Genomic DNA, 11,807 nt, shown 5'->3' on the forward strand with positions numbered 1-11,807 from the left:
CGTCCGGCCTTCTCGGGGGCCGGACGCCCGCTCACCGCGTCGGGAAGGTCAGCCGTTCACCTTGGCGTAGGCCGCGGTGAACTCCGCCTCGATGTCGTCCAGGCCCTGGCCGCGCAGGTCCTCGACGACCGCCTCGTAGTCGGCCATCTCGATCTGGCCCGTGAGGTAGCGGTTGTAGGCGTCCATCGCCTTGTCCTCGATCGTCGACCACTGACGGTCGAAGGTCTCCGAGCTCAGCGACTGCGTCGGGTTGATGACGGCGTCCGGCTCCTGCGCGGCCATCTTCTCGTTGGCCTCGTCCACGTACGGCGACGAGCTCTTGAAGGTCGTCACCTTCTCCGACGGGCGCGAGGAGGAGTACGGCTGCACCTCCTGCTCCCAGGCGGTCTGGTCCTCGATCGTGACGACGCCGTCGCCGTCGATCGAGTAGTGCGTGCCCTCGATGCCGTTGGTCATGAGACCGAACGGCTCCTCGTCGAGGAGCTTGTCGAGGAAGCCGAGCACCTTCTTGACCTCGGCCTCGTCCTTCACCTCGGACTTCGGCAGGGCGAGCCAGCCGCCCATGCCGCCACCGGTGTCGGTGATGATGTGGTGCGGCTGGCCGTCGTGGGTGATGTCGTTGATGAGCGCCCACTTCATCGGCGTCTTCGGGTCGGCACTCTCGGCGAGGGCCACGTAGTTCTTCGCCTCGAACAGGCCCGTGACGACGATGCCGCCCTTGCCGCGCGCGATGGCGTCCTGCTGGTTCGTCTTCTGGACCGTGACGAACTCCTGGTTGACCGCGCCCTGCTCGTACACGCCGCGGTACCACTCCATCGCCTGCTTGAACTCGTCGCTGGCGAACGCGGCGTGGACCTGTCCCGAGTCGTCGACGGAGAACTTGTCGCCCGCGCCGAAGTACCCGGTCAGCGAGCGGAAGCCGACGAGGAAGCTCTCCTCGCGGTCGATGAACCCGGTGGTGTCGTCCTTGCCGTTGCCGTCCGGGTCGTCCTTCGTGAACGCGACGGCGACCTTCTCCAGGTCCTCGATCGTGTGCGGCGTCTCCAGGCCCAGGTTGTCCAGCCAGTCCTGGCGGACGACGACCCCGTAGCGCGCCTTGATCTTCTGGAACGGGACCCCGTAGAGCTTGCCGTCCAGCTTGGCGGCCTCGAGGGTGTCGGGGTCGATCTTCGCCAGGTTCGGGAAGTCCTTCAGGAAGGGCTCCACGTCCCAGAACTGCCCGGCCTTGAGCGCCTGGCGCACGGTCGTGCTGTCGGTGACCGTCAGCGACACGATGTCGGCGAGCTGGCCGGACGCGAGGGCGGAGTTGATCTTCTCCTCCTTCGACGCGTCCGGGACCCACTGCATCTTGAACTCCTGGCCGGTGTACTCCTCCAGGGCCGTCTGGATCGGGCCGTCCGCGTCCGGCGTCACGGGGGTGTGCAGCATCGACATCCAGGTGATCGGGCTGTCGTCGGCCGTGCCGCCGTCGTCGTCGCCCGAACCGTTGCTGCCGCAAGCGGTGAGCGCGAGCGCGGCCACCGCGGCCGCGGCCGCACCCTTGGCGAACAGGGTCTTGCGCATGGGTACTGCTCCTCTCATGACACCTGCTCCGTCGCAGGCGAGATCATCGGGTGGTGCAAGGAACGGTGGGTGGAGCCCGGGGCCTCCGGGGACTCCTCCAGGGGGCGGAAGACGATGCGGGTGACCAGACCGACGACGAACGCCGGGAGCCCGGCCCCGAAGAGCAGGAGCAGCGGGGTGGCGTACGTCCACAGCAGCCACCAGGCCGCGCCGACGGCGGCGGCGCCGATGATCGTCCAGTGCAGCGAGCCGAAGCCGATGAGCAGCGCTGCGGCGAACCGGCGCCCCGTCGTGGCGATGTCGGTGGCGGCCATGACGGGGAAGACGTAGGCGGCGGCGACACCGAGCACGACGAGCGCCAGCACGTTGACCGCCTGCAGGATCCACGTCGGGGCGAGGAAGACGTTGGTGACGATCACGCCGCCCGCGCCGAGGACGATCGCACCGGCGAGCATCGCCTCGCCCGTCCGCTCGCGGACGTCGGCCACGAACGTGCGCGCGAGCGGCGGCGTCTCGCCGTGCCGCAGCCAGCGGTCCACGGACTTCGCCGTCGCGTACGACGCCGGGCCGAACCCGAGCAGGCCGAGCCCGAGGATCGTCGTCGCCAGCCACAGCACGCTCAGGGCCGCGACCCGGAAGATGCCGCGACAGATCGCGTCGATCCGCACGAAGCCCTCGAAGGAGAACATCAGTAGACGCCCTCCTCGCCGAACCGCTTGGCGAGGCGGTTGGCGAAGACCACGAGGACGAGGCCGACGAGACCCTTGAACAGGCCGACGGCGGCCGCGTAGCTGAGCTGCCCGTTCTCGATGCCCGCCGTGTACACGTAGGTGTCGAAGATGTCGGCGACGTCGCGGTTCAGGGAGTTCATCACGAGGAACATGTGCTCGAAGCCGAGCTCCAGGAAGTCGCCGATGGCGAGGATGAACATCACGATGATGGTGGGCCGGATGGCCGGCAGCGTGATGTGCCAGGCCTGGCGCATCCGGCCCGCGCCGTCGAGCTCGGACGCCTCGTAGAGCTGGACGTCGACCGCGGTCATCGCGGCGAGGTAGACGATGGTGCCCCAGCCGGCGCCCTTCCAGATCTCCTGGAAGATGTACATCGGCCGGAGCCAGTCGGGATCGGTGAGGAACGGGACCGGGTCGAAGCCCCACGAGACCAGCAGGTTGTTGACGGACCCGCCGTCGGTCGTGAGGAGCACGTAGAAGATCGAGACGACGATCACCCACGACAGGAAGTGCGGCAGGTAGACGACCGACTGGATGCTGCGCTGGAACCACTTCGTGCGGACCTCGTTGAGCAGCAGCGCCAGGATGACCGGCACCGGGAACGAGAAGATCAGCATTCCCAGCGAGATCATCAGGGTGTTGCGCAGCAGGACGTAGAACGTGTCCTCGGAGAAGAAGCGCACGAAGTGGTCGAAGCCGACCCACGGGCTGCCGCCGATGCCGAGGAACGGCAGGTAGTCCTGGAAGGCGATGACGAGCCCGCCCATGGGCGCGTACTTGAAGAGGATGAAGTACAGGATCCCCGGCACTGCCATGAGGTAGAGCGCCTTGTGCTTCCACAGCGCCGGCACGCGCTTGCGGCGCGGGGGCGCGGGCACGCTGCCACCGGACGTCGGCGTCGTCGGAGCCGCGGTCTTCGCGGCGGTGACCGCGCTCATCGCGCCGTCCCCTCGTTCATCACAACCACCATTGGCGTGCCCCTCTGCTCGTCCTCGAGCTGTCCGCGCTCCTGGTGAAACGCGCCGGTAACCGGTTTCTCGGAAAGGTACCGGACAGGTCCCGGAATCGGCAAGCGCCTTCCACCGATCGGTGTCGAGATCGTGATCTGGCGCCCGCCGAGGGAGCGCGAGACCGCCCAGGGCAGCACCCGTCGCGGGGCGAGACAGCAGGCCCCGCGCCGAGGGAGTTACCGGCCACGGCGAGGTGGTACCGGTCACGGCGAGGTGGTACCGGTCACGGCGAGGTAGTACCGGGGCACCGGGAACCGGTACTACCTCGGCACGGCTCGAATCACCTCGCGCGGACGGGCGTGTACGTGCGCACGCGATGGCGCAGGGTGCCCGGGCCGGACGACGTCGCCCACGCGCCGTCGTCGGCGATCTCCCAGGTCAGCGCATCGACGGCGGGGGCGAACGCGTCGCCCTCGACCGCCAGGTCGATCTCGGTGACGACGAGCCGGTCGGCGAGCGCCAGGGTCGCGGCGTAGACCTCGCCACCGCCCATCACCCAGACCTCGTCCCCGCCGGGGGCCGCGGCGGCGAGCGCCAGGGCGTCGTCGATCGAGGCGGCGGCGACCGCGCCGTCGGCGGACCAGCCGGGCCGCCGCGTCACGACGACGTTGGTGCGCCCCGGCAGCGGGCGGCGCGGCAGCGACTCCCAGGTGCGGCGCCCCATGACGACGGGGTGCCCTGCGGTCGTCGCCTTGAAGTGCGCGAAGTCCTCCGGCACGCGCCAGGGGATCTCGCCCGCGGCGCCGATGACGGGCCGGCCCGCGGCGTCGCGAGCCTGGGCCCAGATCAGACCGATCACGTCGTCGCCGGGGTCAGACGGCGACCGGGGCCTTGATGCCCGGGTGGTGCTGGTAGCCGAGCACCTCGATGTCCTCGTACGCGTAGTCGAAGATCGAGTCGCGCGGCGCGAGGCGGAGCGTCGGGTAGGGGTACGGGTCGCGCTCCAGCTGGGTGCGGACCTGCTCGACGTGGTTGTCGTAGACGTGGCAGTCGCCGCCCGTCCAGACGAACTCCCCCACCTCGAGGCCGGTCTGCGCGGCCACCATGTGCGTGAGCAGCGCGTACGAGGCGATGTTGAACGGCACGCCGAGGAACAGGTCGGCGGAGCGCTGGTAGAGCTGGCAGCTCAGCTTCCCGTCCGCGACGTAGAACTGGAACAGCAGGTGGCAGGGCGGCAGCGCCATGTCCGCGAGCTCGGCCACGTTCCACGCGCTCACGATGAGGCGGCGCGAGTCCGGGTCGACCTTGATCTGGTCGATCACGCCCGCGATCTGGTCGACGTGCTGCCCGTCCGGCGTCGGCCACGACCGCCACTGCACGCCGTACACCGGGCCCAGCTCGCCCTCCGGCGACGCCCACTCGTCCCAGATCGTCACGCCGTGCTCCTGCAGCCACCCCACGTTGGAGTCGCCGCGCAGGAACCAGAGCAGCTCGTACGCGATCGACTTGAGGTGCACCCGCTTGGTCGTGATCAGCGGGAACCCCTGCTGCAGGTCGTAGCGGAGCTGGCGCCCGAACACGCTGCGCGTGCCCGTCCCCGTGCGGTCCTCCTTGTGCGTGCCGTGCTCCAGCACGTCGCGGAGCAGGTCCTCGTAGGGGGTGGGGATCGCAGCCATGCGGCAACCCTACGACCCTCGCGACACCGCCGGCGGCGCCGCGGCGGCGCGTCGCTGCGGAGCCCGGACCGGCGTCCACGGCGGCAGTCCGAGTTCGGGTCGGCAGTTCGAGCTGCCGCCCTGAGCCGGAACTGCCGCGCCGACGTCTCGGACGTCACACCCCGCCTCCGTCACGCCACGAGCCGCTGCTCGGTCGACGTGGTGAGAGCGCCCGACGGGCGCGGCACAGGAGGCAGTGATGCGACGCATCGTGATCGTCGGTGGCGGCTACGCGGGCTTCACGACGGCCCGGGAGCTGGAGAAGGGCCTGCGGCGGGAGCTGCGGCGCGGGGAGGTGGAGCTGGTGCTCGTCGACCCGCGCCCGTACATGACGTACCAGCCGTTCCTGCCGGAGGTGGTGGCCGGGTCCGTCGAGGCGCGGCACGCGGCGGTGGCCCACCGCAGCCACCTGCGCCGCACACGGCTGGTCGACGGGTCGGTGGTGCGGGTGGACCACGCGGACCGGACCGTGGTCGTGCGGCCCCGCTCGGGCGAGACGTACCGCCTGCCCTACGACACGGTCGTGGTGACGGCGGGCGCGGTGACGCGCGTCTTCCCCGTCCCCGGCGTCGCGGAGCACGCCATCGGGATGAAGCACGTCGAGGAGGCGGTCGCCATCCGCGACCGGCTGCTGACGTCGTTCGACCGTGCGGCGAGCCTGCCGCACGGGCCGGAGCGGGAGCGGCTGCTGACCGTCACGTTCGTCGGCGGCGGGTTCTCCGGCGTCGAGGGCTTCGGCGAGCTGCTGTCGCTCGCGCACGACCTGCTCCCCCGGTACCCGGAGATCGACGCCGCCGAGCTGCGGTTCCACCTCGTGGAGCTGAGCGACCGCATCCTGCCGGAGGTGACGGACCGCCCGGGCAGGTGGGTCGTGGAGCAGCTCGAGCGCCGCGGCGGGCACGTGCACCTCGGCACGGGCCTGGAGTCCGCGGTCGGCGGCGTCGTCCGCCTCTCGACCGGCGAGGAGTTCGCGTCCGGGCTGCTGGTGTGGACGGCGGGCAACGCCGCGAACCCGGTGGTCGCGACGCACACCGACCTGCCGGTGGACCGCCGCGGCTTCGTCGTCGTGCGGCCCGACCTCCGGGTCGGCACCGACGACTCCCCCGTGGACGACGCGTGGGCCGCGGGCGACGGCGCCGCCGTGCCCGACCTGGCCGTCGCGCGGCCCGGCGCGCTGGCCGTGCCCAACGCGCAGCACGCCGTCCGGCAGGGCCGGCGCCTGGCGCGCAACCTCGTCGCGAGCCTGCACGGGCGCCCCACGCGGCCCTACGTGCACGGCAGCCTCGGCGTCATCGCCACGCTGGGGCTGGGGTCGGGCATCTTCCAGTCCCGCGGGATCGTGGTGCGCGGCCGGCTCGCGTGGCTCGTCCACCGCGGCTACCACCTGCTCGCCGTCCCGACGTGGGAGCGCAAGGCCCGCGTGCTCGCGGTCTGGCTCACCGCCGCGGCCTTCGGGCGCGACGTCGTCTCCCTCGCGTCGGTGCAGACGCCCCGCGCCGCGTTCGCCGCGGCCACCACGCCCGACGACACGCCCGACGACGAAGCGAGGGCCGCTCAGGACGACTCCGCTCAGGAGGCCGTGGCGTAGCCCGCCAGCTTGTCGGGGTTGACCTGGACATACACGTGCTCGACGCGGCCGTCGACGACGTCGAGCGCGAGGAGCGCGAACGGCGCGCCGTCCAGGTCGACCACGACGGCGGGCAGGCCGTTCGCCTCGACGGCGCGCACCGTGCCGGCGTCCCAGAACTTGCGCCACACGTTGTCGAGGAAGAGCGACACCCGCGCGAGGCCGACGAGCTCGACGCGCGACGCGTGCACCCGCCCGCCGCCGTCGGGCCGTGCGACGACGTCGTCGGCCAGGTAGCGCTCGAAGCGCGCGAGGTCGCCCTCGTGCGCTGCCGCCACGAGCTCGTCGAGCAGGCGCCGGTGCTCGCCGGGGTCGACGGGCACCGCCTCGCGCGTGCCGAGCCGGTCGCGCGACCGGCGGGCGAGCTGGCGCGCGTTCGCCTCGGTGAGGTCGAGGATCTCCGCGATCCGCCCGTACGGGTAGCCGAACGCCTCCCGCAGCACGTACACGGCGCGTTCCACCGGCGTGAGCCGCTCCATGAGCAGCAGGGTCGCGAGCTCGAGGGCCTCGGCCCGCTCCGCACCCAGCGCCGGGTCGTCGGAGGTGTCGACCGGCTCGGGGAGCCACGGCCCGACGTACGTCTCCCGCCGGGCGCGGGCCGACGTCGCCGCGTTGATCGCGAGCCGCGTCGTCACGGTCGTGAGGAAGGCCGCCGGGTTCCGGACCTGGTCGCGGTCCGTGCCCTGCCAGCGGAGCCAGGCGTCCTGCACGACGTCCTCCGCCTCCGCGACGCCCCCGAGCATCCGGTAGGCGATGCCGAACAGCCGCGGCCGGACGGCGAGGAACGCGTCGAGCGCCCCGGCGCCCTCGGTGTCGTCGAGGGGGCCGGGGCGCTCGGGCGCGTCGGGACGCGACGTCATGCGGCCAACGCTACGCCCGCGCCCCGGCGAAGTCCGCGTACGTCACGGCGCCGAGCCGGGCGTCGCCCCGCGGCACGATCGAGTCGTCGGCGAGCACGGCCCCGAAGTACGGCGCGGCCGGATCGGCCACCACCTCGCGGGCGTCTCCCGACGCCCCGAGCGCGCCGGCGATGAACTCGTCGAACCGCACCCGCTCCGGGCCGGCGACGTCGAGCACGCCGTCGCGCGGCTCCCCCGCGGCCGCCTCGGCCACGAACCGCGCCACGTCCGCCGACGCGATCGGCTGGAACCCGACGGGCGGGATGCGCACCACGCCGTCGACCGTGGCGCCGTCGGCGATCCGCGGCGCGAACTCGAAGAACTGCGTGGCGCGCACGACCGTCCACGGGACGCCGCCGGAGCGGATCAGCTCCTCCTGCGCCACCTTGGCCCGCAGGTACCCGGAGTCCGGGTTGCGGTCGGCGCCCACGATCGAGAGCGCGACGTGGTGCCGCACGCCCGCGCGCTTCTCGGCGTCGAGCAGCGTGCGCGTCGACGTCGTGAAGAAGCGCAGCACGTCGTCGTCCGCGAACGACGGCGAGTTCGACACGTCCACGACGACGTCGGCGCCCGCGAGCGCCGCGTCCACGCCCTCGCCGGTCAGGGTGTCCACGCCCGTGCTGGGCGCAGCGGCGACCGCGTCGTGCCCGGCCTCCGTGAGGTGTGCGATGACCTGCGTCCCGATCAGTCCTGTCCCACCGACGACCACGATTTTCATGAGCCTGTCCTCTCTGCGGTGCTTCTGAGGTGTCCCTGCGGCGGGCGGCCCGGTGGCGGCCCGACACCCTGTCGACCGAGGACGGCGGCGGTCCGTGACAGGCCCCCGGCGGTGATCCCGGTCACACCGGAATCTCCCACCATGCCCGCACGTTCTTCTCCGGACCGCCCGGACACCCCCGGGCGACCATCGCGAGACCAGTGGGAGGATCGCCTCATGACGGACCAGAGCACCGCGCCCGACACCGCAGCCCCCGTGACGCCGTCGCCCACCGACCCGCTGTGGGTGGAGCGCACCGGCAACCGCACCTACCGCGGGCACACCGCCCGCGGCGCGAGCGTGGAGATCGGCCCCGTGGAGGCGGGCGCCGTCTTCACGCCCGGCGAGCTGCTCAAGATCGCGCTGGCCGCGTGCGCGGGGATGAGCAGCGACACGAAGTTCGCCCGGGTGCTCGGCGAGGCGTACGAGGCCGTGATCCGGGTCGAGGACGCGAAGGACATGGACGAGGACCGCTACCCGGTGCTCACCGAGCGCTTCGAGATCGACCTGTCGGGGCTCGACGAGGCCACGCGGAACAAGACCCTGCTGCTGGCGCAGCGCTCGATCGACCGGGCCTGCACCGTGGGCCGCACCCTCAAGGCGGGCGCCCTGGTGCCGCCGGCGGTCTTCGAGCAGCCGGCCGGCGACGCGGAGGACGACGCGGAGGAAGCCGCGTCGTGACAGGGCGCGGCAGGGGTGGCGAGGGCACGGGCGGCGAGGGCACGGCGCCGGGCGACGAGGTCGTGCGCCCGGACGTGCCGGGAGACGGGACGGGCGACGAGGTCACCGAGGTCCGGGACCCGGCCACGCGCCGCGAGGAGTGGGCCCGGTACCGGCCGACGCCGCTGCTCGACGCGCTCCTCGACCGGGCGGTCACGATCCCGTCCGCCGCGATCCACAAGCACGTGGACCGCCTGCGGGCGCGCAACCCCGAGGCCGACCCGGCCGGGATCGTGCGGATCCTGGAGAAGGAGTACCTGACGCTGCTGGCCACGGCGGGCGGCGCCGTGGGCGCGGCGGCCGCAGCGCCGTCGGTCGGGACGGCGGCCGCGACGGCCCTCACGACGGGCGACGTGGCGACGTTCTTCGGGGCGTCGGCGGCGTTCGCGCTCGCCGTCGCCGACGTGCACGGCATCGAGATCGACGACGTGCCGCGCCGTCGCGCGCTGCTCCTGGCGACCGTGCTGGGCGACCGGGGCGCGAAGGACGTCGAGAACGCGATCGGCGGCTCCTCCGTGGCGTGGGGCAAGGTGCTGCTCACGTCCATGCCGCAGACGACGATCAAGCGGGTCAACAAGACGCTCGCCCGCCAGTTCCTCAAGCGACAGGTCGCCAAGCAGGGCTCGCTCGCGCTCGGTCGGCTGCTGCCGTTCGGCGTCGGGTTCGTCGTGGGCATCGCGGGCGGGCGCGCGCTCGGCCACGGCGTCGTCGCGCAGTCGCGGCGTGCGTTCGGCCCGCCGCCCGAGCACTTCCCCCGCGTCGCGGAGCTCGTGCTCGAGCCCGGCGACGACGTCCCGACGCTGCGCGCGCTGGACGCGGCCCGGCGCACGTCGCCGAGCCGGTGGCTGCCGCGCCGCAAGGGGCGCGACCGCACCCCGGAGGACGACGGCTCGTGACGACGCCCGCCACGCCCCGCGTCCACCACGTCGAGGTGGCACGCGTCGTCCCGGTGGAGGCGTCCGTCGCGTTCGCCTGGGTGGCGGACCTGCGCACCCACCCGCGGTGGATGGTCGCCACCCGGCTCGACGGGACGGCCGGGCCCGGCCCCGAGGTCGGCGACCGCTACACGATGGCGAGCGGCCCGGGCGCGCGCCGCGACCCCGGTGCCGCGCTGGGACGCCTCGTGGTCGTCGACCGGATGGTCGTGGAGCAGCTGGAACGACCCTCCACCGCGGCGGCGCGCGTCGGCCGCACCCGGCTGCGCAAGCTCGGGCCGGTGCTGCTCGGCGAGGCGGGTTTCGACGTCGTCCCGATGGACGCCGGCCGCTGCCGCGTCGTGTGGTGGGAGGAGGCCTACCTCGCCGGCCCGCTCCCCCGCGCCGTCACCGCGCCGCTGGTCGGGGTCGCCCTGCGGGGCTTCATGCGCCTCTCGCTCGGCCGGCTCGCGCGGGCGCTCGACCGCCGGCGCTGACCGGTCGCGGCAACCGGCGCCCCGCCGTCGTGGGACGCCCTGCCGCCCCCGACCCGCGGCCGGTATGGTCCGTGGGGTGAGCACCGAGGGTTCCACCGCGCCGTCGTCCACCACCCCGACCGCCCAGGCCGCCGACCTCGCCGAGAGGCTCGACGACCTGCGCCGCCAGTACGCCGACCTGCAGGCCCGCGGCCTGAAGCTCGACCTGACGCGGGGCAAGCCGTCCGCCGAGCAGCTCGACCTCTCCGAGGCCCTGCTGGCCCTGCCCGGCGAGGGCCACCACACGGCCGAGGACGGCACGGACACGCGCAACTACGGCGGCCTCGCCGGGTTGCCCGAGCTGCGCGCGATCTTCGCCGAGCTGCTCGGCGTGCCCGTCGCCCAGCTCCTCGCGCAGGGGAACGCCTCGCTGACGCTGATGTACGACACGATCGTGCAGGCCCTGCTGTTCGGCGTGCCGGGCTCCGAGCGCCCCTGGTCCCGCGAGGAGCAGATCACGTTCGTCTGCCCCGTGCCCGGGTACGACCGGCACTTCGCGATCTGCGAGGAGCTGGGCATCCGCATGGTCACCGTGCCCATGACGCCCGACGGCCCCGACGCCGAGGCCGTCGCCGCGCTCGTCGCCGACGACCCGACGATCAAGGGCCTGTGGGTCGTGCCGACGTACGCCAACCCGGACGGCTCGGTCGTCTCGGAGGCCGTCGCCCGGCGCCTCGTGTCGATGCCCGCCGCCGCCCCCGACTTCCGCATCTTCTGGGACAACGCCTACGCGGTGCACCACCTCACGGAGCACGAGACGAAGTCCGCGAACGCGATCGACCTCGCCGCCGAGGCCGGCAACCCCGACCGCGTGCTCCTGTACGCGTCGACGTCGAAGATCTCCCTGGCGGGCTCCGGCGTCGCGTTCTTCGCGTCGTCGCCCGCCAACGTCGCCTGGTTCACGAAGCACCTCGGCATCCGCTCCATCGGCCCGGACAAGGTCAACCACCTCCGGCACGCGCAGTTCTTCCGCGACGCCGCCGGCGTGCGCGCCCACATGCGCAAGCACCGCGAGATCCTCGCGCCCAAGTTCCGCGCCGTCGTCGACATCCTCGACGCGCGGCTCGGCGACGCCGGCGTCGCCACCTGGACCCGGCCCGACGGCGGCTACTTCGTCTCCGTCGACGTCGTCCCGGGCACCGCGGCGCGCGTCGTGCAGCTCGCCAAGGAGGCCGGCATCGCGCTCACCCCGGCCGGCGCCACCTTCCCGTACCACCAGGACCCGGACGACCGGAACCTGCGCCTCGCGCCGACGATGCCCCCGCTGGACGAGGTGCGCGTCGCGATGGACGGCGTCGCCACCTGCATCCTGCTCGCCGCGGCGGAGGCCGCCGGCTCCTGAACTGCCCTCCGTCGGGGGTGTGACGGTGGCCCCGTTCCGACGCGGAACGGGGC

Annotated in this window: 12 protein-coding genes; 5 read left to right on the forward strand and 7 right to left on the reverse strand. The window is 73.0% G+C overall.

What is annotated here, in order from left to right; all coding sequences use genetic code 11:
• Positions 1 to 48: 48 nt before the first annotated feature.
• The 5 genes from ACFWEK_RS11630 to ACFWEK_RS11650 form a co-directional block, all read right to left on the reverse strand.
• On the reverse strand, positions 49 to 1,563 hold the full coding sequence (locus ACFWEK_RS11630; protein WP_430548473.1) for an extracellular solute-binding protein: 1,515 nt from the start codon (positions 1,561 to 1,563) through the stop codon (positions 49 to 51).
• Between the two features lie 14 nt (positions 1,564 to 1,577).
• A complete protein-coding gene (locus ACFWEK_RS11635; RefSeq protein WP_430548472.1) occupies positions 1,578 to 2,252 on the reverse strand; it encodes a YesL family protein in 675 nt (224 codons plus the stop codon).
• Positions 2,252 to 3,232 (reverse strand): ABC transporter permease, encoded by a 981-nt coding sequence (locus ACFWEK_RS11640; protein WP_430548471.1) that lies wholly within the window; start codon positions 3,230 to 3,232, stop codon positions 2,252 to 2,254. The genes ACFWEK_RS11635 and ACFWEK_RS11640 overlap by 1 nt, the downstream gene beginning before the upstream one ends.
• 352 nt (positions 3,233 to 3,584) lie before the next feature.
• On the reverse strand, positions 3,585 to 4,103 hold the full coding sequence (locus ACFWEK_RS11645; RefSeq protein ID WP_430554143.1) for a dihydrofolate reductase: 519 nt from the start codon (positions 4,101 to 4,103) through the stop codon (positions 3,585 to 3,587).
• 13 nt (positions 4,104 to 4,116) lie between these two features.
• Positions 4,117 to 4,920, reverse strand: coding sequence for a thymidylate synthase (locus ACFWEK_RS11650; RefSeq protein ID WP_430548469.1), 804 nt, complete (start codon positions 4,918 to 4,920; stop codon positions 4,117 to 4,119).
• 238 nt (positions 4,921 to 5,158) lie between these two features.
• On the opposite strand from ACFWEK_RS11650, the gene ACFWEK_RS11655 reads away from it, so the two are divergent.
• Complete coding sequence (locus tag ACFWEK_RS11655; protein WP_430554144.1) at positions 5,159 to 6,547, forward strand: NAD(P)/FAD-dependent oxidoreductase; 1,389 nt, start codon at positions 5,159 to 5,161, stop codon at positions 6,545 to 6,547.
• Here the strand turns inward: ACFWEK_RS11655 and sigJ are convergent.
• Positions 6,529 to 7,446 carry an RNA polymerase sigma factor SigJ gene (sigJ, locus tag ACFWEK_RS11660; RefSeq protein ID WP_430554145.1) on the reverse strand — a complete coding sequence of 306 codons (918 nt, stop codon included), beginning with the start codon at positions 7,444 to 7,446 and terminating at the stop codon, positions 6,529 to 6,531. The genes ACFWEK_RS11655 and sigJ overlap by 19 nt on opposite strands.
• 10 nt (positions 7,447 to 7,456) lie before the next feature.
• Positions 7,457 to 8,203 (reverse strand): SDR family oxidoreductase, encoded by a 747-nt coding sequence (locus tag ACFWEK_RS11665; RefSeq protein ID WP_430554146.1) that lies wholly within the window; start codon positions 8,201 to 8,203, stop codon positions 7,457 to 7,459.
• 216 nt (positions 8,204 to 8,419) lie between these two features.
• Between ACFWEK_RS11665 and ACFWEK_RS11670 the strand changes: the two genes are divergently transcribed.
• From ACFWEK_RS11670 to ACFWEK_RS11685, 4 genes are all read left to right on the forward strand, one after another.
• On the forward strand, positions 8,420 to 8,923 hold the full coding sequence (locus ACFWEK_RS11670; RefSeq protein ID WP_430548465.1) for an OsmC family protein: 504 nt from the start codon (positions 8,420 to 8,422) through the stop codon (positions 8,921 to 8,923).
• A complete protein-coding gene (locus tag ACFWEK_RS11675) occupies positions 8,920 to 9,858 on the forward strand; it encodes a hypothetical protein (protein ID WP_430554147.1) in 939 nt (312 codons plus the stop codon). Before ACFWEK_RS11670 ends, ACFWEK_RS11675 begins: the two co-directional genes overlap by 4 nt.
• Positions 9,855 to 10,373 carry an SRPBCC family protein gene (locus tag ACFWEK_RS11680; RefSeq protein ID WP_430554148.1) on the forward strand — a complete coding sequence of 173 codons (519 nt, stop codon included), beginning with the start codon at positions 9,855 to 9,857 and terminating at the stop codon, positions 10,371 to 10,373. Before ACFWEK_RS11675 ends, ACFWEK_RS11680 begins: the two co-directional genes overlap by 4 nt.
• Before the next feature lie 64 nt (positions 10,374 to 10,437).
• Complete coding sequence (locus ACFWEK_RS11685) at positions 10,438 to 11,754, forward strand: aminotransferase class I/II-fold pyridoxal phosphate-dependent enzyme (protein WP_430554149.1); 1,317 nt, start codon at positions 10,438 to 10,440, stop codon at positions 11,752 to 11,754.
• Positions 11,755 to 11,807 lie beyond the last annotated feature (53 nt).

Source organism: Isoptericola sp. NPDC060257, assembly GCF_042726645.1.
GTDB lineage: Bacteria > Actinomycetota > Actinomycetes > Actinomycetales > Cellulomonadaceae > Isoptericola > Isoptericola nanjingensis.

Excerpts from the sequence above, each read along its gene's own strand:
- ACFWEK_RS11655 (WP_430554144.1), top strand. The coding sequence starts at position 5,159 with ATGCGACGCATCGTGATCGTCGGTGGCGGCTACGCGGGCTTCACGACG.
- ACFWEK_RS11650 (WP_430548469.1), bottom strand. The coding sequence starts at position 4,920 with ATGGCTGCGATCCCCACCCCCTACGAGGACCTGCTCCGCGACGTGCTG.
- ACFWEK_RS11665 (WP_430554146.1), bottom strand. The coding sequence starts at position 8,203 with ATGAAAATCGTGGTCGTCGGTGGGACAGGACTGATCGGGACGCAGGTC.
- ACFWEK_RS11670 (WP_430548465.1), top strand. The coding sequence starts at position 8,420 with ATGACGGACCAGAGCACCGCGCCCGACACCGCAGCCCCCGTGACGCCG.
- ACFWEK_RS11685 (WP_430554149.1), top strand. The coding sequence starts at position 10,438 with ATGGTCCGTGGGGTGAGCACCGAGGGTTCCACCGCGCCGTCGTCCACC.
- ACFWEK_RS11635 (WP_430548472.1), bottom strand. The coding sequence starts at position 2,252 with ATGTTCTCCTTCGAGGGCTTCGTGCGGATCGACGCGATCTGTCGCGGC.
- sigJ (WP_430554145.1), bottom strand. The coding sequence starts at position 7,446 with ATGACGTCGCGTCCCGACGCGCCCGAGCGCCCCGGCCCCCTCGACGAC.
- ACFWEK_RS11630 (WP_430548473.1), bottom strand. The coding sequence starts at position 1,563 with ATGCGCAAGACCCTGTTCGCCAAGGGTGCGGCCGCGGCCGCGGTGGCC.
- ACFWEK_RS11640 (WP_430548471.1), bottom strand. The coding sequence starts at position 3,232 with ATGAGCGCGGTCACCGCCGCGAAGACCGCGGCTCCGACGACGCCGACG.